The organism is Serratia sp. AS12 (assembly GCF_000214195.1).
GTDB classification, from domain to species: domain Bacteria; phylum Pseudomonadota; class Gammaproteobacteria; order Enterobacterales; family Enterobacteriaceae; genus Serratia; species Serratia plymuthica.
In genome coordinates this window covers 962,289-987,727 of sequence record NC_015566.1, presented here as the reverse complement: position 1 = coordinate 987,727, position 25,439 = coordinate 962,289, and the positions used below count along the sequence as shown (strand labels likewise).

Sequence of the window (25,439 nt, the reverse complement as noted above, 5' to 3'; positions counted from 1 at the left end):
TCATAAGTATTTCGTCTGGTGATTGATCCTGCGTAAACAAGCAATCACACGTCAAATATGTGTATTCCCTCTCTTAAACAGTGCAATAGGGTACGCGCGCGCCCCTGAATAAAGTGATATTCTCTGGAGATCGTGCCAAAAACGCACCGATGCCAATCCACCCTAACCGAGCGGCATTCACGCCATGCTGAGAATGCTGTCACAGGAGACCTATAGTGTCTGAATTGTCTCAACTTTCACCACAGCCGCTGTGGGATATTTTTGCCAAAATCTGCTCTATTCCGCATCCTTCTTATCATGAAGAAGCGCTGGCACAGCACATCCTCGCATGGGCCAAAGAGAAGAACCTGCATGCCGAACGCGATCAGGTGGGCAATATCCTGCTGCGCAAGCCGGCCACCAAAGGCATGGAAAACCGTAAACCGGTTGCCCTGCAAGCGCACCTGGATATGGTGCCACAGAAAAATAACGACACCGTGCACGACTTCGCCAAGGATCCGATTCAGCCGTATATCGACGGCGAGTGGATCAAGGCGCGTGGCACCACGCTGGGCGCCGACAACGGCATCGGCATGGCTTCCGCGCTGGCGGTGCTGGCTGACGACAGCGTCGAACACGGCCCGCTGGAAGTGCTGCTGACCATGACCGAAGAAGCCGGCATGGACGGCGCATTCGGTCTACAGCCTAACTGGCTGCAGGCGGATATCCTGATCAACACCGACTCCGAAGAAGAAGGCGAGATCTACATGGGTTGCGCCGGCGGTATTGATTTTATCACTACCCTGCCGTTGCAGCGCGAAGCGGTACCGGCCGGCTATCAGACGCTGAAACTGACGCTCAAGGGCCTGAAAGGCGGCCACTCCGGCGCCGAGATCCACGTGGGCCTGGGCAATGCCAACAAGCTGCTGACGCGCTTCCTGTTCGCTCATGCCGCAGAACTGAACCTGCGCGTGCTGGATCTGAACGGCGGTACCCTGCGCAACGCTATCCCGCGTGAAGCCTCTGCGGTGGTTGCCGTGCCTGGGGCAAAAGCCGACGCGCTGAAAGCGCTGAGCCAGGCCTTCCTGAGCACGCTGCAAAACGAGCTTTCCGCCAAAGAGAAGAACATCACCGTGCTGCTGGAGCCGGTTACCAGCGCCTCTCAGGCGTTGACCGCCGACAGCCAGCAACGTTTCCTGGCCCTGCTGAACGCAACGCCAAATGGCGTGATCCGCATGAGCGACGCGGTAAAAGGCGTGGTGGAAACCTCACTGAACGTTGGCGTGGTCACCACCAGCGAGAACGAAGCGGAAATCGTCTGCCTGATCCGCTCGCTGATCGACAGCGGCAAAGATTACGTGGTCGAGATGCTGACCGCGCTGGGCCAACTGGCGAACGCCAAAGTGGCGCCGAAGGGCGGTTACCCAGGCTGGCAGCCGGACGCAGACTCACCGGTCATGCATCTGGTGCGCGAGATCTATCAGGATCTGTTCAACAAGACGCCGAACATCATGGTGATCCACGCCGGTCTGGAATGCGGCCTGTTCAAAAAGCCGTACCCGAACATGGATATGGTGTCGATTGGGCCAACCATCACCGGGCCACACTCGCCAGATGAGCAGGTACATATCGAAAGCGTCGGCCTGTACTGGAAGCTGCTGACCGCGCTGTTGAAAGCGATCCCAGAACGCGCCTAATCGCCGCGTTTAACGCTAAAAGGCTGGCCTCTCGCCAGCCTTTTTACTCCCACGGCAGCAATAGTTGCCGCTCAAGCTGCGGATCCAGCAGCGTTACGTGCAAGCCCACCAGCCGTACGCCACGGCCTTCCCGCCGCTCACGCCACGCCTGCCGCGCCACGTTGAGCAAATCGTCTTTATTCAGCACCGGCCAGACGTGTTCCTGAGTGGTTTGTTGAAAATCCTGAAACTTCAGCTTCACGCCCTGCCGCGCGATATGCAGATCCGGTTTCACCTTGCGCAGCCGCATTTCCAGCTCGGGATAGAGCTTGTCGACGATCAACGCCTCGCAGTCTTCCCAATCATGAATATCCTCCGCCAGCGTGCGTTCCACCCCCACCGATTTACGCAGCCTTTCCGGCGAGACTTCGCGCAGGTCTATTCCCTGGCAGCGCTCCCACAGCACCCGGCCAAACTTGCCGAAGCGCTTGAGCAACAGCGCCAGATCGTACTGCTGCACGTCGGCGCAGGTGATTAGCCCCACGTCTTCCAACCGTTTGGCGGTCACTTTGCCCACGCCGGGGATTTTGCTCAGCGGCAGTTGCCGTAAAAAAGCCGGCACCTGCGCCGGCGTGATGACGTATTGCCCGTTCGGTTTGTTCAGCTCTGAGGCAATTTTGGCGAGGAACTTGATCGGCGCGATACCCGCAGAGGCCGTGAGGTTAAGCTCTTCGGCAATCGCCTGGCGGATTTCCTGGGCGATCAGCGTCGCCGAACCGTTGCACTGGGTGCAGTCGGTCACATCCAGATAGGCTTCGTCCAGCGACAGCGGTTCAATCAGCGAGGTGTAGCGGGCGAAGATTTCGCGAATGTGCAGCGAGGCTTCCTTGTACGCCGCCATACGGCCTGGCAACAGTTTGAGGTGTGGGCACAGTTTAAACGCCATCGCCGTCGACATGGCGCTGTGCACGCCATAGCGGCGTGCGGGGTAGTTGGCGGTGCTGATCACCCCGCGCCGGTCGGCACTGCCGCCGATCGCCAACGGAATATCGCGCAGGCTGGGATCGTCGCGCATTTCTACCGCCGCGAAGAAGCAGTCCATATCGACATGAATGATTTTACGCATCGCGCCTCCAATAACACTGTATAAGTATACAGCCAATAATCGAAAGCTCAAGACTCGGTGGGCATGGAGAAAACGGCGTTTGCGTCAGATATTTCCGCGTTGTTAAAAAAGCTTAATTTTTCAATAGTATGATCTCCGCTGACTCACGCTCTTTCATTCTTATACCCTATGGATTTCATGTCGCCGCTCACAAGGCTGCCGCTTGAAAGACGACGGATATAGCATAATAAGGTATCTCGCATGATCAGGTTTTCTCATTTGCTGTTGGCCTCCACGCTGTCGCTGGTTTCGCTGGCGGCGGGCGCCACTGTCGGCCATGCTCCAGCCATTATCGCCCACCGCGGCGGCACCGCAGACGCGCCGGAAAACACCCGCATCGCCATTGAAACCGCACTGAAAAATGGCGCCGACGCCATTTGGATTACGCTACAACAATCCAAAGACGGCGCGATCGTGCTGTACCGCCCTTCCGATCTCAAAGCATTGACCAACGAGCAGGGGCCGGTCTCCGCCCATACTGCCGATCAATTGGCCAAAGTGGATGCCGGCTGGTCATTCGCAAAAGGTGAAACGTATCCGTTTCGCGGTAAAGGCATAGGTATCCCGCGTCTGGACGAGATCCTGGAGGCTTTCCCCAAGGTGACCTTCTATCTGGATATCAAGTCGCCGGATGCCGATCCGACGCAATTTGGCAAAGCGCTGCTGGCGACGCTGGAGAAGGCCGACAGCCTGAACCGCACCCGCGTGTATTCTACCGATGCCAAATACTTGCAAGCGCTGCCGCCACAGATCAAACGCTTTGAAAGCCGCGACGAAACCCGCACCCTGCTGGCCAATGTCGCCATGGCGCACCAGTGCGAATTGAAAGCGGATAATCAGCAACCGCGCTGGTACGGGCTGGAGCTGAAACGTGAAGTGGACGTGGTGGAAAAATACACTCTGGGCGAAGGGCGCTCGAAAGCGTTTCTGACCTGGGATAAAGAGTCGATCGATTGCTTCCGTTCGCAAGGCCCGGCGCACATCATTTTGTTCGGCGTCAATTCACCGGCGGAATACCAGCAAGCACTGGCGCTGGGGGCCGACGGGGTGATGGTCAACTCACCGGCCGACGCGAAAAACTTTCGCAAGGCCAAATAGCCGGTAGAGAAAGGGGCGCCACCTGCGCCCCTCGTAGTCAGATGATCCGGTGTTTTTCCAACTGCCGCCGCCGCAGCGCCGCTTTGGCTTCGCGCTTCTTACGCGCATCACAGGGCTCCGGGCAGTCGCAGACCTTTTCCATCCCCAGCGAAGTGATGCCGCCGCAACTGCCCTGCAGGCTTTTGCGCTTGAACACATAGCCCAGCGACATGCCGCCGATCACCAGCAGAAACAGCACGAAGGTGGCGATAAATACCGTCAACATAGCGGCCTCATAAGATCTTTTTCAGATAGGGTTTAAACGCCTCAGAGTGGCGCTCTTCAAATCCGTTGGCGGTTTTCACAATCATGAACACCGGGATCCCCATCAGGTTGGCCAACGCCATACCTCGCTCCGGCCCCAGCACGTTCAGCCCGGTGGACAGGCCGTCGGCGGCCATGCAGGTCGGGCTCAGTACGGTGACCGAAACCAGATGATGGTGGATCGGCTTGCCGGTAACCGGATCTATGGTGTGCGAATAACGCACGCCGCCCTGTTCGAAGTAGTTGCGATAATCCCCCGAGGTGGCGATTGACATCTCGCCCGGTTGGATCACCAACTGCGCTTTTTGCTCCACGCCGGCCGTCGGCCGTTCAATGGCGATACGCCACGGTTTTTTCTCACCATTGTGGCCGCGGGTACGCACCTCACCGCCAATATCCACCATGTAGTTCTTGACCTGCTGCGATTGCAGATACTGGGCAATCACATCCACGCCGTAACCTTTGGCGATGGACGAGAGATCGACATACAGTTCCGGAATGTGTTTCACCAGCGCGTTGCCCTGCACCGACAGTTTGTCGATGCCGGTCCAGGCGCGGCGTTGTTCCAGTGCGGCAGCGCTCGGTACCTTGTCCGGTCGCCCTTCCGGGCCAAAGCCCCACAGATTGACCAGCGGCCCGACGGTCACGTCCAGCGCGCCGTCGGTCACGCGGTTGATGCGCAGCGCCTCCAGCACCACCTCGGTCGTCGCGGCCGATACCGGGAAGGGCTTGCCCACCTCGCGGCTGGCGTTGAAGCGGCTCAGTTCCGAGCCCGGCCGGTAGGTGGACATTTGATCGTTCACCAACTCCAGGCGTTTGTCGATCTCCGCCTGTATTCTGGCCGCCGACGGCGTGTCGTCACCGGTGACATAACGGATCGAATAAGACGTCCCCATGGTTTTGCCATCGAGATTCACTTGCTCCGGCCCGCAACCGGTCAATAACAACGTGGCGCCCAGCGCCACCGCCGTCATCCAGCCCTTCATTGCCCCTATGCGCATTTAGCCACCAAAGTCATCCAGCATGATATTTTCATCTTCGACACCCAGATCTTTCAGCATCTTGATCACCGCAGCGTTCATCATCGGCGGGCCGCACATATAAAACTCGCAGTCTTCCGGCGCCGGGTGGTGCTTCAGATAGTTCTCCAGCAGAACATTATGGATAAAGCCGGTGTAGCCGGTCCAGTTATCCTCAGGCTGGGGATCGGACAGCGCCACGTGCCAGGTAAAGTTTTCATTCTCCGCCTGCAGCCGATTGAAATCATCCTCATAGAACATTTCACGCAACGAACGCGCGCCGTACCAGAAGGTGATTTTACGCTTCGAGTTCAAGCGATTGAGCTGATCGAAGATATGCGAGCGCATTGGCGCCATACCGGCACCACCGCCGATAAAGATCATTTCGGCATCGGTGTCTTTGGCGAAGAACTCGCCGAATGGCCCGGAGATGGTCACCTTGTCACCGGCCTTCAGCGACCAGATATAGGAGGACATAATGCCCGGCGGCACGTCCGGCGCACGCGGTGGCGGCGTGGCGATACGCACGTTGAGCATGATGATGCCCTTTTCATCCGGGTAGTTCGCCATTGAGTAAGCGCGCACCGTGGTGTCATTCACCGCCGAGCGGTAGCGGAACAGATTGAACTTGTCCCAGTCGCCGCGGTACTCCTCCGGCACGTCAAAATCGGCATAGCTGATGTCATGGGCCGGCGCTTCGATCTGGATAAACCCGCCGGCGCGAAACGGCACGTCTTCGCCATCGGGAATTTTCAGCTTCAGCTCTTTGATAAAGGTGGCTTTGTTATCATTGGAGATAACCTCACACTCCCACTTCTTCACGCCGAAAATTTCTTCCGGCAGCTCGATTTTCAGATTCTGCTTCACGTTCACCTGGCAGGCCAGGCGGCAGCCTTCTTTCGCTTCGCGCTTGTTGATGTGCGAAAGTTCGGTCGGCAGGATATCGCCGCCGCCCTCTTTAATCACCACCCGGCACTGGCCGCAGGAGCCGCCACCGCCGCAGGCAGAGGACACGAAGATCCCCTGGCTGGAGAGCATGTTCAGCAGCTTGTCGCCCGCCGGCGCATTAAAACTCTTGCCCTGATCGCCGTTAACTTCCACCGCAATGTCACCGGTGTTCACCAGCTTTGATTTGGCGAACAGGATCAGCAGTACCAGCACCATAACGATGCCGGTAAACATCGCGACGCCTAAAATAATTTCCATAGATTCTTCCCGCCTTTACAACTGAACACCGGAGAAGGACATAAAGCCCAACGCCATCAGCCCGGTGGTGATAAAGGTAATGCCCAGACCGCGCAGCCCTGCGGGGACGTTGGCATACTTGAGTTTTTCGCGGATCCCCGCCATCGCGACAATCGCCAGCATCCAGCCGGTGCCGGAGCCGAAGCCGTACACCACCGATTCTGCGAAGTTGTAGTCGCGTTGCACCATAAAGGACACACCGCCGAAAATGGCGCAGTTCACGGTGATCAACGGCAGGAAAATGCCGAGTGCGTTGTACAACGACGGGAAGAAGCGATCGAGGATCATCTCCAGAATCTGCACCAGCGCTGCGATCACACCGATAAAGGTAATGAAGTTGAGGAAGCTCAGATCGACGCCGTCCATCAACGCGCCATCGCGCAGCACCAGGTTGTAGACCAAATTGTTCGCCGGCACCGAGATGCCGAGCACGATGGTCACGGCGATGCCCAGACCGAAGGCGGTCGACACCTTCTTCGACACCGCCAGGAAGGTACACATCCCCAGGAAGAACGCCAACGCCATGTTCTCAACGAACACCGCGCGCACAAACAGGCTGATATAATGTTCCATCGGGCGTTACTCCTTTTCGATCTGTGCGGGCTTCAGGGTGCGCAGCACCCAAATCAGCAGGCCGATGATAAAGAACGCGCTCGGCGCCAGCAGGAACAGGCCGTTCGGCTGATACCAGCCGCCGTTTTGCACCGTATCCAGCACCGGAATGCCAAACAGCTTGCCCGAGCCAATCAGCTCGCGCAGGAAACCGACCAGCACCAGGATCACCCCATAACCCAACCCGTTGCCGATACCGTCCATAAAGCTTTCAATCGGCGGCGACTTCATGGCATAGGCTTCGGCGCGCCCCATCACGATACAGTTGGTGATGATCAGGCCGACAAACACCGACAGCTGCTTGGAAATCTCGAACGCATAGGCGCGCAGCAGCTGATCGACCACAATCACCAGCGAGGCGATAATCGCCATCTGCACGATGATGCGCACGCTGTTCGGAATATGGTGACGGATCAGGGAAATAAAGAAGCTGGAGAACGCCGTGACCAGGGTCACCGCGATGGTCATCACCACCGCCGTTTCCAGCTTGGTGGTCACCGCCAGCGCGGAACATACCCCGAGGACCTGCAAGGCTATCGGGTTGTTGTCAAACAGCGGCCCGAGCAGAACCCGCTTAATCTCTTTGGAATCAGCCATTTTTCAGCGCTCCTTCACGAACTTTTTTCAGGAATGGGCCAAAACCTTGCTCACCCAACCAGAAATCAAAAGTGTGCTGTACGCCGTTGGAGGTCAGCGTGGCGCCGGACAAACCGTCCACCCCGTGCTCATCCCCCTGACGCGCCCCGCCTTTCACCACGCGGATCGCCGGCTTGCCGTCGTTATCAAACAGCTTTTTGCCGATCCACTGTTGGCGCCAACCGGCATTCTCAACTTCTCCGCCCAGGCCCGGGGTTTCCCCCTGATCGTAATAAGTGATGCCTTTCACCCTGTTGCCGTCGCTGTCCAGCGCCACAAAAGCGTACATCATCGACCACAGGCCGGTGCCGTAGACCGGCAGCACGATTTGATTCACCGCCCCGCCGTTATCACGCACCAAATAGATCTCCGCCCGGTTGCTGCGGCGTTTGATGCCGGCCGGATCTTCGCCCGCCGACAAGGCGACGCTTTTGGCATCGTCACGCAGCGCAGCGGCCAGATCGAACGCCGCCGCATTGCCCGCCACAAACTCGCCGCTGTTCAAATCCAGCAGGCGCGGTTCGATGCGCTGGGTGAACAGCGCCTTGACCTGCTCGCCTTCCATCTTCGGCTGCAACAGCCCGGCCACGTCGAGGATATTGCGCTGCTTGTCGAGCAGCTTTTGCTCTTGCTGTTTGGACTTCAGGCCGACGGCGGAACCCGCCACCACTACCGAACACACCAGACACAGCAGCAGTACCACCAGCAGCGTTTTACCGATAGTGTCGTTTTTAGATTCATTCGCCACGGGCTTTTCTCCGCTTGATGTTGGCCTGCACCACCAGATAATCGAACAGCGGCGCGAACAGGTTGGCGAACAGGATCGCCAGCATCATGCCTTCCGGGTAGGCCGGGTTGACCACCCGGATCAACACGCACATCACGCCAATCAGGATGCCGTACCACCACTTTCCCTTGTTGGTAAAGGCGGCGGAAACCGGGTCGGTGGCCATAAAGATCATGCCGAAGGCAAAGCCGCCCAACACCAGATGCCAGTACCACGGCATGGCGAACAGCGGATTGGTGGCGGAGCCGATGCTGTTGAACAGGAAGGCGGTAGCCATCATGCCGAGCATCACGCCGGCGACAATGCGCCAGGAAGCCACGCGGCCAAACAGGATAATCGCACCGCCGATCAGGATCATCAGCGTGGAAACCTCACCGACCGAACCTGGGATGTTGCCAAGGAAGGCGTCCATCCAACTGATCGACTGGCCGGTAGCTAGGTTGCTCAGGCTGTGCGCCCCGCCCACGCTCCATTGCGCCAAGGGCGTCGCGCCGGAGAAGCCGTCGGCGGCGGTCCACACCAGGTCACCGGAGATCTGCGCCGGATAGGCGAAGAACAGGAAAGCGCGCCCCGCCAGCGCCGGGTTGAGGAAATTGCGCCCGGTGCCGCCGAAAATCTCTTTCGCCACCACCACGCCGAAGCTGATGCCCAGCGCCGCCTGCCACAGCGGCAGCGTTGGCGGCACAATCAGCGCAAACAAAATAGAGGTGACGAAGAAACCTTCGTTAATCTCATGCTTGCGGATGACCGCGAACAGCACTTCCCAGAAACCGCCGACGAGAAACACTACGGCGTAGATCGGCATAAAGTAGCAGGCGCCCAGTACCATTTTGCTGATCCAGCCGGCATCCGCCGCCAGCGACGCCCCCAGCCATTGCGCCAGTCGGTAGTGCCAGTCGCCCGCCAGCACCTGCTGCAGTTGATCGCCGCTATAGAGCTGGTGCAGCGCCGGGATGGCCTGCTGGCCGACGTTGTACATGCCCCAGAACATCGCCGGGAATACCGCCAGCCACACCAGGATCATCATGCGTTTCAAATCGATGGCGTCGCGTACATGCGAAGCCCCGCGCGTCACCAAACCGGGGGTGTAAAACACCGTGGTGGTCGCTTCGAACAGCGGGTACCACTTTTCCAGCTTGCCGCCCGGCGTGAAGTGATGCTCTATCTTGTCAAAAAAGTTCTTCAGGCCCATCGGTTATCCTTCCTGCTCAATCTTGGTCAGCACGTCGCGCAGCACCGGCGCATATTCATACTTGCCCGGACAAACGAAAGTGCACAGCGCCAGATCTTCCTCATCCAGCTCCAGACAACCCAGCGCCTGCGCGCTGTCGGTATCGCCCGCCAGCAGATCGCGCAGCAGCAGAGTCGGCAGAATGTCCAGCGGCATCACCCGTTCGTAGTTGCCGATCGGAACCATTGCACGCTCGCCGCCGTGGGTGGTGGTCGAGAAGGCGAACAGCTTGTTTTTCAGGAAGTGGCCCAGCGTGGTGCGGGTAATGGAGAATTTGTCCGGTGAAGGCGCGATCCAGCCGAACAGCTGTTTATCACGCCCTTCCTGCAGCACGCAAACCTGCGAGTGAAAACGGCCGAGATAGGCATTCGGGCCGGCAACATGGGTGCCGCTCAGTACCGAGCCGGAAATCACCCGGTTCTCGCCGCTTTTAAGGCGACCGGCGGTCAGTTGCTCAATGCTGGCGCCCAACCGGGTGCGCAGCAACACCGGCTGCTCTACCTGCGGCCCGGCCAGCGCCACCACCCGACGGGTGTCGAGACGGCCGGTGGTGAACAGCGTGCCGATGGCGATGACGTCCTGATAGCCGATATGCCAGACGGTTTTTTTCAAACTGACCGGTTCGAGAAAGTGAATGTGGGTGCCCACCAGCCCGGCGGGATGCGGGCCGGCGAATTCGTTGTAGGTTATCTGCGCGCCAGGCTGTTTGCCCAGATTCGCACCTGCGGCGTGGCAAACGTGCAGCTTGCCGTCGGTCAGGCGCGCCAGCACCGCCAGCCCGGCGTTAAAGGCCTCCCGTTGCCCGGCAATGACTACTTGTGGATCGGCGGCCAACGGTTGGCTGTCCATGGCGGTCACGAAGATGGCGCGAGGGGTGGTGCCGGGACGCGGCGTTTTACTGAAGGGACGGGTGCGCAGCGCGGTCCACAGGCCGCTGGCGATCAGTTCGCCTTCAACCTGTTCTCGCGGCAGCTCCGCCAGTTCGGCGACCGGATAATGGGCGAACTCAAGTTGCTCGTCACCGTCGTTTTCTATCGCAATCACCACGGACTGCAACACGCGGCGCTCACCGCGGTTGATTGCCGCAATGCGCCCGCTGGCGGGAGCCGTGAAGAAAACCCCGGGGTTCTTTTTATCTTCGAACAGCGCCTGGCCTTTCTTAACGGTATCGCCTTCCTGCACTAACATGGAAGGGCGCATGCCGACGTATTCTTCCCCAAGCAGGGCAACATGCTGAACTGGTGGGCCGTCCTGAATCGCCTGAACCGGGGCTCCGGCAATGGGCAGATCTAACCCTTTTCTGATTTTAATCATAGGATTTATACGATGTTGACTAGGTTTACACGTCTTACCGGCCCCAGAGGCTGGTGCTGACGATGCCTGGATGATGAGACTGCAACGGCAGCCTCCGGGTTAAGCGCAACGGCATCACGCTCAACATGAATTTTTTCGCGCCGATAAAATGGGGTTACGCACATTCCCTTGATTAACTCCCGCCTGCCTCGTTTGGCACGATAAAAAAGCTTTCTCGACAAAAACGCTGTTAATATTTTGTTGCCGCAGAGCCCATATTATCGCTAGGGAGATAAGCTCAAGGCCTTCTTATGCAACTGCAACAACAGGTTAATTGGAGCCGGAATATTAACATTTTTCACCACTTTGTTCTGCGTTGAGCAGTGACCTGAGTCAAGCAAATGCAATTAAATTTCTGCTGTTTTGCATCACCAATCGTTAAAAACTGCCTGTCGATTCACTTTTATCGAAGTTTGTAGTTTTTTTATACACATCGCATATTGCTAAAAAAAAACACACTGGTAATCTGACGGGGTTTTAACGCAGTAAAACAATAATCAGTGGCATGCCGGCCGAGTTCATTGAGCCAGCAGATAAATATAAGCAGGAATAATAATGAGCAAAATCGCGCTGTTGTTTGCGATGCTTTTTTCTATGCCGATGATCACGGCCTGCAGCGCCAGCGAGCAGGTTCCCGAGGCACCGGTAGTTAAACAGCAATTAGTAGGTTCACCGGTCTATATTCAGATCTTCAAAGAAGAACGCACGCTGGAATTGTATGCCAAAATGGGCAACGAATTCCGTCTGGTGAACTCCTTCCGCATCTGTAATTTTTCCGGCGGACTCGGCCCGAAACGCCGTGAAGGCGACTTTAAAAGTCCGGAAGGTTTTTATAGCGTCGATTCGCGCCATCTGAAACCCGACAGTAAATATTATCGCGCAATAAATATCGGCTTCCCGAACGATTACGACAAGTCGCAGGGTTATTCCGGCGCTTATCTGATGATCCACGGTGAATGTAAATCGATTGGTTGTTACGCGATGACCAACACCTATATGGATGAGATCTACCGTTACGTTGAAGCCGCATTCGCTTATGGTCAGAACCGGATCGATATCAGCATCTATCCGTTCCGCATGACCGATCAGAACCTGAAGCGTCACCGCACATCCAGCGATATCGCCTTCTGGAACCAGTTGAAACCGGGCTATGACTACTTCGTCAAGAATCACCAGCCGCCGGTGGTCAGCGTCTCCAATGGCCAGTACGTGCTGGGTCAGCCGGTCATGAGCAGCAGCCAGATGACGCAGTACGCGTCAACGGCTCCCGCTGCCAGCACCAACCCCTTCGCTCAAACCAAGCCGCTCACCGAAGTGAAATAATGCGAACTCGCCTGGCGCAATCTTGTGCCAGGTTTCATTCGCCGTCAGCGGTTGGGTAGCAATCACGGTGACCACATCGTCAGGTGTGGTCTGCTGCTGAAAATCAATCTCCACATCCTGATCGAGCAACGTGGCTTTGCCAAACGGCGCGCGGCGGGTGATCCAATACAAGTTGGTGGAGCAGTAGGCCATCACAAAACGCCCGTCCGACAGCAACATATTGAATACCCCTTTCTTGCGCAGTTGATCCGCCAGCAAAGCGATATAGCGGAATACCGGCGGCCAACGGCTCGGGGTGCGCGGATATTTCAGGGAAAGCTGATGCAGCAGCCAGCAGAACGCATATTCGCTGTCAGTCTGGCCCACCGGACGGAAGGTGCCGGTTTCCAACTGGCGATAGCCTTTCAACTGACCATTGTGCGCGTAGGTCCAGTTGCGGCCCCACAGTTCGCGGGTAAACGGGTGGGTATTTTCCAGCGCCACTTCGCCGCGGTTGGCCTGGCGGATATGCGATACCACCGCGCAGGATTTGATCGGGTACTCCTGCACCAGGCGGGCGATCGGCGAATCGAAACTCGGTTGGGGATCCTTAAACGTACGACAGCCGTTCCCTTCATAGAAGGTAATGCCCCAACCATCTTTATGTGGCCCGGTACGGCCACCGCGCTGAACCAGCCCGGTAAAGCTAAAGCAGATATCGGTCGGTACGTTCGCGCTCATCCCGAGCAGTTCACACATCGCTTGCCACTCCTTACCCACACTGGCACTGTCTATGCGGGCGCAGCATGCGGCGCCCCTACAAAATGTCGCGGGGGCGGCATGCCCCCTGAAGCCATTACGCTTTAACCATCTCTTTTTCAATCAGCTGAATCAAGATGTGAATCGCTTTGATATGGATTTCCTGAATACGGTCTGCGTAGCCGAAGTGCGGTACGCGGATTTCCACATCGGCGGAGCCGGCCATTTTGCCGCCGTCTTTACCCGTCAGGGTGATCACTTTCATCCCTTTGGCGCGCGCCGCTTCAATAGCTTTAATGATGTTGCCCGAATTGCCCGAAGTGGAAATGCCCAGCAATACGTCGCCTTCGCGGCCTACCGCTTCCACGTAACGTGAGAACACGTATTCGTAACCGAAATCGTTGCTGACGCAAGACAGGTGGCTGACATCGGAAATGGCAATCGCCGGATAGCCCGGACGGTTTTCGCGGTAGCGACCGGTCAGCTCTTCGGCAAAGTGCATGGCGTCACAGTGAGAACCGCCATTGCCACAGGAAATCACTTTCCCACCGGCTTTAAAGGAATCGGCCAGCAGCACTGCCGCGCGTTGAATGGCGTCGATATTGGCATCGTCATTGATAAATTTCGCCAGGGTATCGGCCGCTTCGTTCAGTTCACTGCGAATAAGGTCGTGGTACATGAGGAACCTCTTGTTATCGTCAATCTTCCGCTTCGCAGTGTACCGGATCGGGGAAAAACCGAGAAGCACTGTGAGCCAAACAGCGCGCCGGTTGAGGTACGAGTGAGGTTTTTGATTATTGATGCGCTCAGTTTGTGACTTAAGTTGTAATTAAACTGTAAATGCATTGATAAAAATATGGGGTTGTACTAAAACCTATTACATACATACAACAGGTCAGACCTCTTACTACTTCGGAGCTTCTTATGATGGTTCTTAGTATTGTTGTTTTACTGGCACTCATTGGTGTGGTGTTTTATCACCGAGTGAATCTCACCCTCAGTAGCCTTATTCTGCTGGCATACACCGCCGCCATGGGCGTTATCGGCCTGTGGACCTTCTGGATGCTGCTGCCGCTGGCGATCGTCCTTCTGCCGCTGAACGTGACTTCCCTGCGCCGTTCGATGCTGTCCGCTCCGGCGCTGCGCGCGTTCCGCAAGGTAATGCCGCCGATGTCCACCACCGAGAAAGAAGCGATCGAAGCCGGCACCACCTGGTGGGAAGGTGATCTGTTCCGCGGCCAACCGGACTGGAACAAGCTGCATAACTACCCGAAACCGCAGTTGACCGCCGAAGAACAGGCGTTTATCGACGGCCCGGTGGAAGAAGCTTGCCGCATGGCGAATGACTTCCAGATCACCCATGAACTGGCCGACTTGCCGCCGGAACTGTGGGCCTATCTGAAAGAACACCGCTTCTTTGCGATGATCATCAAGAAAGAATACGGCGGCCTGGATTTCTCTCCTTATGCCCAGGCGCGCGTGCTGCAAAAACTGTCCGGTGTTTCCGGTATTCTGGCAATCACCGTCGGCGTGCCAAACTCCCTCGGCCCTGGCGAGCTGCTGCAACACTACGGCACCGACGAGCAGAAAAACCACTACCTGCCAGGCCTGGCGCGCGGCGACGAGATCCCTTGTTTCGCCCTGACCAGCCCGGAAGCGGGTTCAGACGCCGGCGCTATTCCGGATGTCGGCACCGTCTGCATGGGCGAGTGGCAAGGCGAACAGGTATTGGGCATGCGCCTGACCTGGAACAAACGCTATATTACGCTGGCGCCGGTCGCAACCGTGCTGGGTCTGGCGTTCAAACTGTATGATCCGAATCACCTGTTGAGCACCAACGAATCACCGGGCATCACCTGCGCGCTGATCCCGACCAGCACCCCAGGCGTTGAAATCGGCAATCGCCACTTCCCGCTGAACGTGCCGTTCCAGAACGGCCCAACCCGCGGCAACGACGTGTTCGTCCCTATCGATTACATCATCGGCGGGCCAAAAATGGCCGGCCAGGGCTGGCGCATGCTGGTTGAGTGTCTGTCGGTCGGCCGCGGCATCACCCTGCCTTCCAACTCGACCGGCAGCGTGAAGTCTATGGCGCTGGCCATTGGCGCTTACGCCCATATCCGCCGTCAGTTCAAGATCTCTATCGGCAAGATGGAAGGTATCGAAGAGCCGTTAGCGCGTATCGCCGGTAACACCTATGTGATGGATGCGGCGGCTACGCTTATCACCAGCGGCCTGATGCTGGGCGAGAAGCCGGCGGTGCTGTCAGCCATCGTGAAATACCACTGTACCCACAGAGGCCAGCAGGCAATCATTGATGCAATGGATATCGCCGGCGGTAAAGGCATCATGCTGGGCAAATCCAACTTCCTGGCCCGGGCCTACCAGGGCGCACCGATCGCCATCACGGTTGAAGGCGCCAATATCCTGACCCGCACCATGATGATCTTCGGCCAGGGCGCCATCCGCTGCCATCCCTACGTACTGGACGAAATGGCGGCTGCGCAAAGCAATGATCTGAACGCCTTCGATAAATCGCTGTTCGGCCATCTGGGCCACGTGGGCAGCAGCAAGGTACGCAGCTTCTGGCTGGGCCTGACCAATGGCCGCACCAGCAGCACGCCGACCAAAGATGCGACACGCCGTTACTACCAACAGTTGAACCGCCTGAGCGCGAACCTGGCGCTGCTGTCGGACGTCTCCATGGGCGTGCTGGGCGGGAGCCTGAAACGCCGCGAGCGGATTTCCGCCCGTCTGGGGGATATTCTCAGCCAGATGTACCTGGCTTCCGCGACGCTGAAACGTTTTGAAGATGAAGGCCGTCAGAAAGAGGATTTACCGCTGGTACACTGGGGGGTGCAGGACAGTCTGCATCAGGCAGAGCAAGCGTTGGACGATCTGCTGCGCAACTTCCCGAACCCTTTTATCGCCGGCGTGATGCGCTTCGTGATCTTCCCGTTCGGCCGTGTGCATACCGCACCTTCTGATCGTCTGGACCACCAGTTGGCCAAGATTATCCAGCAGCCGTCCGCAACCCGCAGCCGTTTGGGCCGTGGCCAGTACCTGACGCCAAGCGAGCATAACCCGGTTGGCCTGTTGGAAGCCGCACTGACTGACGTCATTGCCGCCGAGCCGATTCACCTGCGCCTGTGCAAGGAAAGCGGCAAAAATCTGCCGTTTACCCGTTTGGATCGCCTGGCACAGCGTGCGCTGGAAGAAGGCAAGATCAGCGCCGATGAAGCGAAGATCCTGGTGAAAGCCGAAGAGAGCCGCCTGCGTTCCATCAACGTAGATGACTTCGAGCCGGATGCGCTGGCGGCCAACAAGCCGGAAAAGCCGGTAGCGCCGTCTAAACGCCAGCAGCACACCGAAGCGGCGTAACAGCGTTACTCCCATTCACCCAGGGGCGATGATTATCGCCCCTTTTTCTTTTTGTGCCGCAGCAAAATGCGCAGCAGCTCGCAGCCTTGCCAGAACGACTAATTTAACTTCGGGAATAATCGGATAGACTGCGTAGCGGGTGCTCTGGATCTTTCTTTCCGGAGCATAAGCAACGGATAGAAAGAGAAAGGCCCCGAGTCGATATTATCAACCCGAGGCCACTCTGAATGTCCAAACAACATCAGGTTAGCCTCTTACCCGCCGGAAGGCAAGGATAAGGAGGTCAGAAATGCAGCAAGAACGGGTCGTTCTGAGGCTGATGATTATCTGCATGACGCTGATTGCGCTCATGTTGATCACTCGCGGTTCGCTATGTGAACTGCACATCAAACTGGGAGACACGGAGGTTGCGGCCATTTTGGCTTACGAATCCGAAAGGTAAGGCAACCCAACGGCGGGGTTCGCCCCGCCCGTTGGTTGTTAGACAGAGGATCCATGAGCACCCTCTTCCTTTCCCAGCCCGCATTCGATCAAAATAGGCAAAATGCGCAGCAGCTCGCAGCCTTGCCAGAACGACTAATTTAACTTCGGGAATAATCGGATAGACTGCGTAGCGGGTGCTCTGGATCTTTCTTTCCGGGGCATAAGCAACGGATTAACCCAATGGATTTCATGTTGCAGCCAGGCGGCAAATTCGTGAATCCTCATGAGCTCACTTTGGTGAGTGACTGGGGTGAGCAAATACAGCCAACAACGCTGCAGCTTGAAAGACGAAGGGTAGAAAGAGAAAGGCCCCGAGTCGATATTATCAACCCGAGGCCACTCTGAATGTCTAAGCAACATCAGGTTAGCCTCTTACCCGCCGGAAGGCAAGGATAAGGAGGTCAGAAATGCAGCAAGAACGGGTCATTCCAAGGCTGATGATTATCTGCATGACGCTGATTCCGTTCATGTTGATCACCCGCGGTTCGCTATGTGAACTGCGCATCAAACTGGGAGACACGGAGGTTGCGGCCATTTTGGCTTACGAATCCGAAGGGTAAGGCAACCCAACGGCGGGGTTCGCCCCGCCCGTTGGTTGTTAGACAGAGGATCCATGAGCACCCTCTTCCTGCCGGCGGTGCCCAAACAACGCCTAGCCGTTCTGGCGGATACGCGCCAGCAGTGCGTCGATATGCTCAATCTGCGCCGCGTTGACGATCAGCGCACGGCCCAGGTTCAGGGCGCTGCGCTGGCATTCGGCGCGCATTTCGGCATCGCTGATGCTGTCCAGATCGGCGACGTGTGCCAGGCCGATAGTGCGGCGAATCAGCTCGCTGCCGCAGTAACCTATGGCATCGGTCCACACCTGCTGCAGGAACTGTTCGGCATAGCCCGGCACCGCCAGCGCTATCTCACGGGTCTGTTGGTGGCACAATGCCAGGAAGCGATCGGCAAAAATCAGCCAGAGTTCACGCACGTCCTGCAGGCGCTGCTCCCGCCCGGCAGCGGCATCGCGCGGCCCTAACAGGCCAGGCAGACCGCAGTAATTCAGCAACAGGTTACCCAACGCGCTGCCGACGTCAAAACCTATCGGGCCATAGAAACCAAACTCGGCATCTATCGCCTTCAGCTTGCCTTCCGCAACAAAAATAGAGCCGCTGTGAATATCGCCGTGCAGCAGCGCTTCCGCCTTACTGAGGAAACGGTGTTTCAGCCCGGCCACGGCCAGCCTCAGCGCGGTATCGTCACGCAGCGCTCGCACCTGCGGCAGCAACGCCTCGTCGAACTGGTTGCGTTCGTGATCGATATAGGGATCGGTAAAGAACAGATCTTCGGTGATCTGGCACAGCTCAGGGTTGGTGAAGCGGCTGACCTCGGCCTTTTTTTGTTGCGCCGTCTGGTAAAAATCGGAGGTATGAAACAGGGTTTGCGCCAGATATTCCGCCAATTGTCCGGCCGCCAACGGGTAATAGTGGCCTTTGATCAGCTCGTTGCGCCAGATATGGTGATCGGAAAGATCCTCCTGCACCATCACCGCCAATTCAGGATCGTGATGCAGCACCTTCACCGTATGCCGTGGGCAAACGCCGCCGTGGATCAACAGGGTTTCCGCTTCAATGCGCGCCCGATCCAGGGTCAGCGGCCAGGATTCGCCCACGCAGCGTACGTACGGCAACGCCTGTTTGACGATCACCCGGCTTACGCCGTCGCGATCGCGGATTTTGAACACCAGGTTCAGGTTGCCGTCACCAATCTCGTCAGCGCTCACCAGCGCCTGCGGATCGGCCAACTGCCCGTATTGGCGGGCATATTCAACGGCATCGGCAGCAGTAAACGTACGATAAAGCGACATTCCCAACCCCTCTGATTTTTCTCACTGACACAGCGACGTTATTTTTTAGACGTAAAAGCATTTGGACGTCTATACATCCGTATGGCATGTTGGCAGAATACCTTTTCAGATGCAATAACAACGCAACAAGGATTTAACTGCCGATGCAATCGCTTAACACCACCAGTTTGACCCTGAGTGACAACCGACTTTGGATCCTCGATCAGCAGGCTTTACCGCAGGAAAAACAGTGGCGCCCATGCGACACCGTAGAAGAGTTGGTCGATCACATCCTCACCTTACGGGTACGGGGCGCTCCGCTTATCGGCCTGTCCGCCAGCCTGTTGCTGGCGCTGCTGGCGGAACGCGGTCTGCCGCGTGAAGAACTGGAGCAAGCGTTGGCCACCTTACGCGCCTCGCGCCCGACGGCGGTTAATCTGATGAACAATCTGGACCGCATGAAGCAGGCTCTGGCACAACCACAGTGGGTGCCTGCGATGGTGGAAGAAGCGTTGCGATTGGTGGAAGAGGACCGCAAGTTGTGCGATCGGATCGCCGATCATGGCGCGGAACTGGTGCAGCCCGGCAGCCGCCTGCTGACCCATTGCAATACCGGTGGCCTGGCGACCGCCGGTATCGGCACGGCTATCGGGGTGCTGTTGCGCGCCCATCAGCAAGGGAAAGTACAACAGGTGTGGGTCGACGAAACCCGTCCGTTGCTGCAGGGCGGCCGCCTTACCGCCTGGGAGCTGGGCGAGCTCGGCATTCCCTACCGGTTGATTTGCGATTCGATGGCCGCCAGCCTGATGGCGCAGGGCCAGGTAGATGCCGTGTGGGTTGGCGCAGACCGCATTGCCGCCAACGGCGACGTCGCCAACAAGATTGGCACTTACAGCCTGGCGGTGTTGGCGCACTATCACCGCATTCCGTTCTACGTGGCCGCCCCGCACACCACCCACGATCCGCACTGCCCGAACGGCGCAGCCATCCCGATTGAGCAACGGGCCGCAACTGAAGTGACCGGCGTCTCCGGCAGTTTCGGATCATGCCAGTGGGCGCCTGCCGATGCCCCGGTTTATAACCCGGCGTTTGACGTGACGCCTGCGGCGCTGATTAGCGGTTGGGTGTTCGACAGCGGCGTAATTACGCCGCAACAGGTCAATGACGGGATCTTCCAGCAGGCGCTGGGGTAATCAATAACGGGGCGCGAGAGCCGCCCCGTTAAATGTTAATCCAGGCGCGGATAGGCATCGGCGATCCTGTCGCCGGTGAAATGCGCGACCCACCCCTCCGGATTATCGAAGACGCGGATCGCGGTAAAGTTGGGCGCCGACCCCATATCGAACCAGTGACGGGTATTGGCCGGTACCGAGATCAGATCGTTCTTCTCGCACAGGATCTGGAAGATCTTGCCATCCAGATGCAGGCAGAACAGCCCTGCGCCGGCCACAAAGAAGCGCACCTCATCTTCGCCGTGCGTATGTTCGGAAAGAAATTTGCTGCGCAAGACTTCGCGTTGCGCATTATCCGGACGCATGCTGATCACATCCCAGCTCTGATACCCCTTCTCCGCCACCAGCCGATCAATCTCGTGCTGATAGGCGGCAATCACCGCCGCCGGCTCCGGGTTTTCACCCAGTTCGCGATCCGCCTGCCAGCGCTCGAAGCGCACGCCAATTTGCGTCAGTTGCCGTTGAATGGCCTCGGCATCCTGGCTTTGCCATATTGGCTGCTGCGGCTCTTTATCGCTAAAAATGGTCAATCCACTCATGAGGCAAACTCCCCTAAATCGATCTGATCAAAACGGTTAACCTGCGGGTGCCGACTCTGCGCATCGGCGTCGTCGCGGATCAACTGGCAAGTGCGCCAGCCTGCGGCGCGTGCGGCGTCCAGCTCTTGATGAATATCGGAAAGGAACAACAGCTCGTCGGGTGCGATACCGATTTCAGCGGCAATATTTCGGTACGAAGCGGTTTCACGCTTGGCACCGACGTGGGTATCGAAATAGCCGCTGAACAGCGGCTGCAAATCCCCGGCCTCGCTGTAGCCGAACAGCAGCTTTTGCGCCTCCACCGAGCCGGAAGAGTAGACGTACAGTGTCAACCCTTGCTGCTGCCAGGCAGCCAGTTGCCCAGCCACTTCCGGGTACAGATGACCGCGAAAATCACCGTTCTGGTAGCCGCTGCGCCAAATGATGCCCTGCAGCGCCTTCAGCGCGGTGGATTTGCGATCTTCATCCATAAAACGGTACAGCGCGGCAATCAGTTGCTCAATGTCTGCCTGCGGCTGGTCAATCTCCTGCCGCAGCGCGGCCAGCGGTGCGGCCACTTCGGCATCGGCAGCGTGCTGACGGAGAAACTCCGCCAGCCGCTCGCGCGCATAAGGAAACAACACCTGATGCACGAAGCGAATATCGCTGGTGGTGCCTTCAATATCGGTGACGATGGCGCGGATCATTTAGCCTCCAGTAAACGGCGTTGCAGTTCGCACTGGAACAGGAATTCCAGCCCTTCAAGGTGACGACGGGCTTCCGCGACCTGGCGACCCCAGCAATACAGGCCGTGTCCACGAACCAGAAAACCGTACTGCAGCGGCGTCACTTCGGCATAAGCCGCCACGCGCGCCGCAAGCCGCGGAATATCCTGATCGTTATCGAAAATGGGAATCATCACGCTGTCCAGATGGCTGCTCTGGCCGCCGAGCGATTTTTGCATTTCATAGCCCTGCAATACCAGCCCATCGCTGCGTTCAACGCGCGACAGTACGGTCGCATTCACCGAATGAGTGTGCAGCACCGCACCAATCTGCGGGTACAGCCGGTAAATCAGGGTATGCAAGCCGGTTTCCGCCGAAGGCGTGCGGCCACTCGGCACATGATTGTTCGTCGTTTCCACCAGCAGGAAGTCCGCGTCGGTCAGGCTGCCCTTATCCTTGCCGGACTCGGTGACCAGGCAACGTTGATCGTCGAGACGCAGCGACATATTGCCGCCGGTCGCCGGGCACCAGCCCTTTTCGCCAATCCAGTGGCAGGCAGCCAATAGCGCTGTAAGTTGCGGATTTTCTGTCATTATTTTTCCCGGTCAGTAAGGTCGTCCAGCAGGTGAAGCTTAGAATGATTTGCTTATATCGTTAGATCTTTTCTTCATTTAGCCATCTAAGCGTCTTGATTGCCAAATACTAACATCGTGTTATATTGACGGCAACCTAAGCGCCAGGAGTATTAGCCTGCTATGAGCACGTCAGCATTGATTCCCGACAGTAAATTGCCCGCTCTGGGCACCACCATTTTCACGCAGATGAGTGCGCTGGCGGCGCAGTATCAGGCGATCAACCTGTCGCAGGGCTTCCCCGATTTCGATGGCCCGGATTATCTGAAAGATCGCCTGGCCTGGCACGTCAACCAGGGGGCCAACCAATATGCCCCCATGACCGGTGTTGCGCCATTGCGCGAAGCCATCGCCGAGAAAACTGCCGGGCTGTACGGCTGGCTGCCGGACGCCGCCAGCGAAGTCACGGTGACGGCCGGCGCCACTGAAGCGCTGTTCGCAGCCATCAGCGCCTTGGTGCGCCCCGGCGATGAAGTGATTTGTTTCGACCCGAGCTACGACAGCTATGCGCCGGCAGTCACGCTGTCCGGCGGCACATTGAAGCGCATTGCGCTACAGCCGCCTGCATTCGGCGTGGACTGGCAGCAGTTTGCCGAATTGCTTTCGCCGCGTACCCGGTTGGTGATCCTCAATACGCCGCACAACCCGTCTGCCACCACCTGGCAGGCAGAAGATATGCAACAGCTGTGGCACGCCATTAGCGATCACGAAATCTATGTGCTGAGCGACGAAGTGTATGAGCATATTTGCTTTGCCCAGGGCGGCCATGCCAGCGTGCTGGCCCATCCGCAACTGCGGCAACGCGCCATTGCGGTATCTTCTTTCGGCAAAACCTTCCACATGACGGGTTGGAAAGTAGGTTACTGCGTGGCCCCCGCCGCGCTGAGCGCCGAAGTACGTAAAGTGCATCAATACCTGACTTTCTCGGTCAACACCCCGGCACAGCTGGCGCTGGCGGATATGCTGCGCAGCGAGCCGGAGCATTGGCAACAGTTGTCGGCGTTTTACCGCGCCAAGCGCGATCGCTTTGTGCAGGCGCTGTCAAACAGCCGACTGGAAATTTTACCCTGTGAAGGTACATACTTCTTGCTGGCAGATTACAGCGCGGTCTCCGATTTGGATGACGTCGCTTTCTGTCATTGGTTAACTGAGCACGTGGGCGTGGCGGCCATTCCGCTGTCGGTCTTCTGTGCCGATCCTTTCCCTCATAAATTGATCCGGCTGTGCTTCGCTAAACAGGACGCCACGCTGGATGCGGCTGCGGAGCGGTTATGTCGACTTTAAAAATTACCCTGTTGCAGCAACCGCTGGTCTGGCGCGACGGCGAAGCCAACCTGCGCCATTTCGATGAGCTGCTGGCACCGCTGACCGGCCGAGATCTGATCGTGCTGCCGGAAATGTTCACCACCGGCTTCGCGATGGACGCCGGGGAAAGTGCGCTGCCGGAACAACAGGTGATCGCCTGGCTGCACGGCTGGGCCAGCAAAAGCAACGCCCTGGTCGGCGGCAGCGTGGCGCTGAAAACTGCCGAGGGCGCGGTCAACCGTTTCCTGTTGGTCGAGCCTCACGGCCGGGTGCATGCTTACGATAAGCGCCACCTGTTCCGCATGGCCGGCGAGCATCTGCATTACCGCGCCGGTAAAAAACGCGAGATTTTCGAGTGGCGCGGCTGGCGCATTCTGCCGCAGATCTGTTACGACCTGCGCTTCCCGGTGTGGTCCCGCTACCAGCAGGATTACGATCTGGCGCTGTACGTCGCCAACTGGCCGGCGCCGCGCAGCAAACATTGGCAAACGCTGCTGGCCGCACGCGCCATTGAGAATCAGGTCTACGTGGCCGGCTGCAACCGCGTTGGCGAAGACGGCAACGGGCTGAACTACAGTGGCGACAGCCTGATCCTCAGCCCGCAAGGGGAAACGCTGGCGCAGGCGGAACCGGGCGCCGCCGCACGGTTGGACGCCGAACTGTCGCTGGAAAACCTGCAGAGTTACCGCAGCGCTTTCCCGGCCTGGCGCGATGCCGACAGCTTCCTGCGGCACGATTGATCCTTTGATCCTTACGGGCGCAGTCCGCTGCGCCCGCTCTCTTCAGGAAAGCTCCTCCTCCGTCGCATTTTTCTCTGCCGCATCGATCCGGTTGAACAACAGATTCAGCAACAGCGCCGCCAGACACGACGCGCTAATGCCAGAATGCAGCAAAGTGCGGACCCAATTCGGGAACTGATCGTAAAAAGTCGGCATCACAATCGGGATCATGCCGAAGGCAATCGCCGTCGCCACCACCACCAGATTCATGTTGTCCTTATACTCCACCTTCGCCAGAGTGCGAATGCCGCTGGCAGCCACCGAACCGAACAGCACCACACCGGCACCGCCCAATACCGGCGGCGGAATACAGGCCACCAGCCGCCCGAGAACCGGCAACACCCCCAGCAGCACCAGAATGGCGCCCCCGGCACTGACCACAAAACGGCTTTTCACGCCGGTGATCGCCACCAGGCCGATATTCTGGGCAAACGAGCTTTGCGGGAATGAGTTAAATACCGGCGACAGCGCGCTGGAGAGCATATCGGCGCGCAGCCCCTTGGCGATACGACGCGAATTGACCGGCGAACCCACAATTTCCCCCACCGCCATCAGCCCGGCGGTGGTTTCCGTCAACAGCACCAGCACGATCAACAGCATGGACAGGATCGCGCTCAGCTCGAAGGTTGGCCAACCGTAGGCGAAAGGTTCGGGGAAGGCCAGCCACGGCCCGTTGCCCACGGCGGCAAAGCTCACTTTCCCCGCCAGCGCCGCCGCTACGCAGCCTAAGGCCATCGCCAGCAGTACCGACAACCGCTTCAACGTCGGGGAACCGATCTTATTGAGCAACAAAATGACCGCCAGCGTGAAAGCGGCCAAGCCAATATTCCCGGTCGCCCCCCAATCCGCCGCCTTGGCGTTGCCGCCCATCGCCCAGCGCACCGCCACCGGCATCAACGACAGACCGATCACCGTCACCACGGTGCCGGTCACCACCGGCGGGAAGAAGCGGATAATTTGCGAGAAAAACGGCGCGATCAACAGCCCCGCCAACGAGGCGGCGATCACCGCACCGAATACCGCAGGCAGCCCGCCGTCCCCGGTCACGATGGTCACCATGGTCGCCACCCCGGCGAAGGAAACGCCCTGCACCAGCGGCAGGCGTGAACCCAGACCGGGCAGGCCGAGGGTTTGCAGCAACGTCGCCAGCCCGCTGACAAACAGCGCCGCCGTCACCAGCATGCCAATCTGCGGCGCGCCTAAACCCGCCGCCGAACCGATGATCAAGGGCGGCGCGATAATTCCACCGTACATGGTCAAAATATGCTGCAGGCCGAAAGCAAAGGTTTTTCCCAGCGGCAGTTTTTCATCTTCCGGGCAGCACGAGGCCGCACCCTTATCCTGAGACAGAGCCATATTTCCCCCGTTTACTGGGTGATTGAATCCGG

General features: G+C 58.0%; 25 protein-coding genes. 9 read left to right on the top strand and 16 right to left on the bottom strand.

The window, feature by feature from the left end:
• Nucleotides 1-215 precede the first annotated feature (215 nt).
• On the top strand, nucleotides 216-1,676 hold the full coding sequence (gene pepD, locus SERAS12_RS04550) for a beta-Ala-His dipeptidase (RefSeq protein ID WP_013811641.1): 1,461 nt from the start codon (nucleotides 216-218) through the stop codon (nucleotides 1,674-1,676).
• Nucleotides 1,677-1,719: 43 nt separating this feature from the next.
• Here pepD and dinB read toward each other — a convergent pair whose 3' ends face one another.
• Nucleotides 1,720-2,781: a DNA polymerase IV gene (gene dinB, locus SERAS12_RS04545; protein ID WP_013811640.1), complete on the bottom strand. Its 1,062-nt coding sequence runs from the start codon at nucleotides 2,779-2,781 to the stop codon at nucleotides 1,720-1,722.
• Nucleotides 2,782-3,021: 240 nt separating this feature from the next.
• Between dinB and SERAS12_RS04540 the strand changes: the two genes are divergently transcribed.
• Entirely contained in the window at nucleotides 3,022-3,918 is an 897-nt protein-coding gene (locus tag SERAS12_RS04540; RefSeq protein WP_013811639.1) for a glycerophosphodiester phosphodiesterase family protein, read from the top strand.
• Nucleotides 3,919-3,955: 37 nt separating this feature from the next.
• Here SERAS12_RS04540 and nqrM read toward each other — a convergent pair whose 3' ends face one another.
• Genes nqrM through SERAS12_RS04500 form a run of 8 tightly spaced genes read right to left on the bottom strand, consistent with a single transcriptional unit; the run spans nucleotide 3,956 to nucleotide 11,065 of the window.
• The gene (gene nqrM / locus SERAS12_RS04535) at nucleotides 3,956-4,183 is read right to left on the bottom strand and encodes a (Na+)-NQR maturation NqrM (protein WP_013811638.1); all 228 of its coding nucleotides are present in this window, start codon (nucleotides 4,181-4,183) and stop codon (nucleotides 3,956-3,958) included.
• A gap of 7 nt (nucleotides 4,184-4,190) precedes the next feature.
• Nucleotides 4,191-5,222 carry an FAD:protein FMN transferase gene (locus SERAS12_RS04530; RefSeq protein WP_013811637.1) on the bottom strand — a complete coding sequence of 344 codons (1,032 nt, stop codon included), beginning with the start codon at nucleotides 5,220-5,222 and terminating at the stop codon, nucleotides 4,191-4,193.
• Nucleotides 5,223-6,446 carry an NADH:ubiquinone reductase (Na(+)-transporting) subunit F gene (nqrF, locus tag SERAS12_RS04525; protein ID WP_006321304.1) on the bottom strand — a complete coding sequence of 408 codons (1,224 nt, stop codon included), beginning with the start codon at nucleotides 6,444-6,446 and terminating at the stop codon, nucleotides 5,223-5,225. It abuts the gene before it with no gap.
• A 15-nt stretch (nucleotides 6,447-6,461) separates the two neighbouring features.
• Entirely contained in the window at nucleotides 6,462-7,058 is a 597-nt protein-coding gene (gene nqrE, locus SERAS12_RS04520; protein ID WP_013811636.1) for an NADH:ubiquinone reductase (Na(+)-transporting) subunit E, read from the bottom strand.
• A 6-nt stretch (nucleotides 7,059-7,064) separates the two neighbouring features.
• Nucleotides 7,065-7,694, bottom strand: coding sequence for an NADH:ubiquinone reductase (Na(+)-transporting) subunit D (locus SERAS12_RS04515; protein WP_004949071.1), 630 nt, complete (start codon nucleotides 7,692-7,694; stop codon nucleotides 7,065-7,067).
• Nucleotides 7,687-8,481 carry a Na(+)-translocating NADH-quinone reductase subunit C gene (locus SERAS12_RS04510; protein ID WP_013811635.1) on the bottom strand — a complete coding sequence of 265 codons (795 nt, stop codon included), beginning with the start codon at nucleotides 8,479-8,481 and terminating at the stop codon, nucleotides 7,687-7,689. Before SERAS12_RS04510 ends, SERAS12_RS04515 begins: the two co-directional genes overlap by 8 nt.
• A complete protein-coding gene (locus SERAS12_RS04505) occupies nucleotides 8,471-9,712 on the bottom strand; it encodes an NADH:ubiquinone reductase (Na(+)-transporting) subunit B (RefSeq protein ID WP_013811634.1) in 1,242 nt (413 codons plus the stop codon). The genes SERAS12_RS04510 and SERAS12_RS04505 overlap by 11 nt, the downstream gene beginning before the upstream one ends.
• 3 nt (nucleotides 9,713-9,715) lie before the next feature.
• Entirely contained in the window at nucleotides 9,716-11,065 is a 1,350-nt protein-coding gene (locus SERAS12_RS04500) for a Na(+)-translocating NADH-quinone reductase subunit A (RefSeq protein WP_013811633.1), read from the bottom strand.
• A 594-nt stretch (nucleotides 11,066-11,659) separates the two neighbouring features.
• On the opposite strand from SERAS12_RS04500, the gene dpaA reads away from it, so the two are divergent.
• On the top strand, nucleotides 11,660-12,427 hold the full coding sequence (dpaA, locus tag SERAS12_RS04495; RefSeq protein ID WP_013811632.1) for a peptidoglycan meso-diaminopimelic acid protein amidase: 768 nt from the start codon (nucleotides 11,660-11,662) through the stop codon (nucleotides 12,425-12,427).
• Here the strand turns inward: dpaA and SERAS12_RS04490 are convergent.
• Nucleotides 12,362-13,165, bottom strand: a complete 804-nt coding sequence (locus SERAS12_RS04490) for a class II glutamine amidotransferase (RefSeq protein ID WP_004949060.1) — start codon at nucleotides 13,163-13,165, stop codon at nucleotides 12,362-12,364. The two genes, dpaA and SERAS12_RS04490, sit on opposite strands and share 66 nt — an antisense overlap.
• A gap of 97 nt (nucleotides 13,166-13,262) precedes the next feature.
• A complete protein-coding gene (gene lpcA / locus SERAS12_RS04485; protein WP_004949058.1) occupies nucleotides 13,263-13,844 on the bottom strand; it encodes a D-sedoheptulose 7-phosphate isomerase in 582 nt (193 codons plus the stop codon).
• Nucleotides 13,845-14,089: 245 nt separating this feature from the next.
• On the opposite strand from lpcA, the gene fadE reads away from it, so the two are divergent.
• The 3 genes from fadE to SERAS12_RS04470 all read left to right on the top strand — a co-directional run bounded on the left by fadE (nucleotide 14,090) and on the right by SERAS12_RS04470 (nucleotide 17,589).
• Nucleotides 14,090-16,546, top strand: coding sequence for an acyl-CoA dehydrogenase FadE (fadE, locus tag SERAS12_RS04480; protein WP_013811631.1), 2,457 nt, complete (start codon nucleotides 14,090-14,092; stop codon nucleotides 16,544-16,546).
• A 289-nt stretch (nucleotides 16,547-16,835) separates the two neighbouring features.
• Nucleotides 16,836-16,988 carry a Hok/Gef family protein gene (locus tag SERAS12_RS04475; protein WP_013811630.1) on the top strand — a complete coding sequence of 51 codons (153 nt, stop codon included), beginning with the start codon at nucleotides 16,836-16,838 and terminating at the stop codon, nucleotides 16,986-16,988.
• Nucleotides 16,989-17,436: 448 nt separating this feature from the next.
• Nucleotides 17,437-17,589, top strand: a complete 153-nt coding sequence (locus tag SERAS12_RS04470) for a Hok/Gef family protein (protein WP_013811628.1) — start codon at nucleotides 17,437-17,439, stop codon at nucleotides 17,587-17,589.
• A 92-nt stretch (nucleotides 17,590-17,681) separates the two neighbouring features.
• Here SERAS12_RS04470 and mtnK read toward each other — a convergent pair whose 3' ends face one another.
• Nucleotides 17,682-18,881: an S-methyl-5-thioribose kinase gene (mtnK, locus tag SERAS12_RS04465; RefSeq protein WP_013811627.1), complete on the bottom strand. Its 1,200-nt coding sequence runs from the start codon at nucleotides 18,879-18,881 to the stop codon at nucleotides 17,682-17,684.
• A gap of 143 nt (nucleotides 18,882-19,024) precedes the next feature.
• Here mtnK and mtnA point away from each other — a divergent pair, with 143 nt between their 5' ends.
• A complete protein-coding gene (gene mtnA / locus SERAS12_RS04460; protein ID WP_013811626.1) occupies nucleotides 19,025-20,053 on the top strand; it encodes an S-methyl-5-thioribose-1-phosphate isomerase in 1,029 nt (342 codons plus the stop codon).
• 35 nt (nucleotides 20,054-20,088) lie between these two features.
• Here the strand turns inward: mtnA and SERAS12_RS04455 are convergent, their stop codons facing one another.
• The 3 genes from SERAS12_RS04455 to SERAS12_RS04445 are packed head-to-tail and all read right to left on the bottom strand — an operon-like array spanning nucleotide 20,089 to nucleotide 21,928.
• Complete coding sequence (locus SERAS12_RS04455; RefSeq protein ID WP_013811625.1) at nucleotides 20,089-20,631, bottom strand: acireductone dioxygenase; 543 nt, start codon at nucleotides 20,629-20,631, stop codon at nucleotides 20,089-20,091.
• Nucleotides 20,628-21,317: an acireductone synthase gene (mtnC, locus tag SERAS12_RS04450; RefSeq protein ID WP_013811624.1), complete on the bottom strand. Its 690-nt coding sequence runs from the start codon at nucleotides 21,315-21,317 to the stop codon at nucleotides 20,628-20,630. Before mtnC ends, SERAS12_RS04455 begins: the two co-directional genes overlap by 4 nt.
• Nucleotides 21,314-21,928, bottom strand: a complete 615-nt coding sequence (locus tag SERAS12_RS04445) for a methylthioribulose 1-phosphate dehydratase (RefSeq protein WP_013811623.1) — start codon at nucleotides 21,926-21,928, stop codon at nucleotides 21,314-21,316. Before SERAS12_RS04445 ends, mtnC begins: the two co-directional genes overlap by 4 nt.
• A gap of 162 nt (nucleotides 21,929-22,090) precedes the next feature.
• Here SERAS12_RS04445 and SERAS12_RS04440 point away from each other — a divergent pair, with 162 nt between their 5' ends.
• Complete coding sequence (locus SERAS12_RS04440) at nucleotides 22,091-23,251, top strand: pyridoxal phosphate-dependent aminotransferase (RefSeq protein ID WP_013811622.1); 1,161 nt, start codon at nucleotides 22,091-22,093, stop codon at nucleotides 23,249-23,251.
• Nucleotides 23,239-24,012, top strand: coding sequence for an amidohydrolase (locus SERAS12_RS04435; protein ID WP_013811621.1), 774 nt, complete (start codon nucleotides 23,239-23,241; stop codon nucleotides 24,010-24,012). The genes SERAS12_RS04440 and SERAS12_RS04435 overlap by 13 nt, the downstream gene beginning before the upstream one ends.
• A 42-nt stretch (nucleotides 24,013-24,054) precedes the next feature.
• Here the strand turns inward: SERAS12_RS04435 and SERAS12_RS04430 are convergent, their stop codons facing one another.
• Complete coding sequence (locus SERAS12_RS04430) at nucleotides 24,055-25,407, bottom strand: nucleobase:cation symporter-2 family protein (protein WP_013811620.1); 1,353 nt, start codon at nucleotides 25,405-25,407, stop codon at nucleotides 24,055-24,057.
• Nucleotides 25,408-25,439 lie beyond the last annotated feature (32 nt).

Bases quoted from the DNA above. Each gene is read 5' to 3' on its own strand.
- SERAS12_RS04430 (WP_013811620.1), bottom strand. From the start codon at position 25,407: ATGGCTCTGTCTCAGGATAAGGGTGCGGCCTCGTGCTGCCCGGAAGAT.
- dinB (WP_013811640.1), bottom strand. From the start codon at position 2,781: ATGCGTAAAATCATTCATGTCGATATGGACTGCTTCTTCGCGGCGGTA.
- SERAS12_RS04530 (WP_013811637.1), bottom strand. From the start codon at position 5,222: ATGCGCATAGGGGCAATGAAGGGCTGGATGACGGCGGTGGCGCTGGGC.
- SERAS12_RS04475 (WP_013811630.1), top strand. From the start codon at position 16,836: ATGCAGCAAGAACGGGTCGTTCTGAGGCTGATGATTATCTGCATGACG.
- mtnC (WP_013811624.1), bottom strand. From the start codon at position 21,317: ATGATCCGCGCCATCGTCACCGATATTGAAGGCACCACCAGCGATATT.
- SERAS12_RS04455 (WP_013811625.1), bottom strand. From the start codon at position 20,631: ATGAGTGGATTGACCATTTTTAGCGATAAAGAGCCGCAGCAGCCAATA.
- SERAS12_RS04515 (WP_004949071.1), bottom strand. From the start codon at position 7,694: ATGGCTGATTCCAAAGAGATTAAGCGGGTTCTGCTCGGGCCGCTGTTT.
- SERAS12_RS04445 (WP_013811623.1), bottom strand. From the start codon at position 21,928: ATGACAGAAAATCCGCAACTTACAGCGCTATTGGCTGCCTGCCACTGG.
- SERAS12_RS04540 (WP_013811639.1), top strand. From the start codon at position 3,022: ATGATCAGGTTTTCTCATTTGCTGTTGGCCTCCACGCTGTCGCTGGTT.
- mtnK (WP_013811627.1), bottom strand. From the start codon at position 18,881: ATGTCGCTTTATCGTACGTTTACTGCTGCCGATGCCGTTGAATATGCC.
- fadE (WP_013811631.1), top strand. From the start codon at position 14,090: ATGATGGTTCTTAGTATTGTTGTTTTACTGGCACTCATTGGTGTGGTG.
- SERAS12_RS04490 (WP_004949060.1), bottom strand. From the start codon at position 13,165: ATGTGTGAACTGCTCGGGATGAGCGCGAACGTACCGACCGATATCTGC.
- mtnA (WP_013811626.1), top strand. From the start codon at position 19,025: ATGCAATCGCTTAACACCACCAGTTTGACCCTGAGTGACAACCGACTT.
- nqrF (WP_006321304.1), bottom strand. From the start codon at position 6,446: ATGGAAATTATTTTAGGCGTCGCGATGTTTACCGGCATCGTTATGGTG.
- SERAS12_RS04470 (WP_013811628.1), top strand. From the start codon at position 17,437: ATGCAGCAAGAACGGGTCATTCCAAGGCTGATGATTATCTGCATGACG.
- SERAS12_RS04440 (WP_013811622.1), top strand. From the start codon at position 22,091: ATGAGCACGTCAGCATTGATTCCCGACAGTAAATTGCCCGCTCTGGGC.
- nqrM (WP_013811638.1), bottom strand. From the start codon at position 4,183: ATGTTGACGGTATTTATCGCCACCTTCGTGCTGTTTCTGCTGGTGATC.
- SERAS12_RS04435 (WP_013811621.1), top strand. From the start codon at position 23,239: ATGTCGACTTTAAAAATTACCCTGTTGCAGCAACCGCTGGTCTGGCGC.
- SERAS12_RS04500 (WP_013811633.1), bottom strand. From the start codon at position 11,065: ATGATTAAAATCAGAAAAGGGTTAGATCTGCCCATTGCCGGAGCCCCG.
- nqrE (WP_013811636.1), bottom strand. From the start codon at position 7,058: ATGGAACATTATATCAGCCTGTTTGTGCGCGCGGTGTTCGTTGAGAAC.
- dpaA (WP_013811632.1), top strand. From the start codon at position 11,660: ATGAGCAAAATCGCGCTGTTGTTTGCGATGCTTTTTTCTATGCCGATG.
- lpcA (WP_004949058.1), bottom strand. From the start codon at position 13,844: ATGTACCACGACCTTATTCGCAGTGAACTGAACGAAGCGGCCGATACC.
- SERAS12_RS04505 (WP_013811634.1), bottom strand. From the start codon at position 9,712: ATGGGCCTGAAGAACTTTTTTGACAAGATAGAGCATCACTTCACGCCG.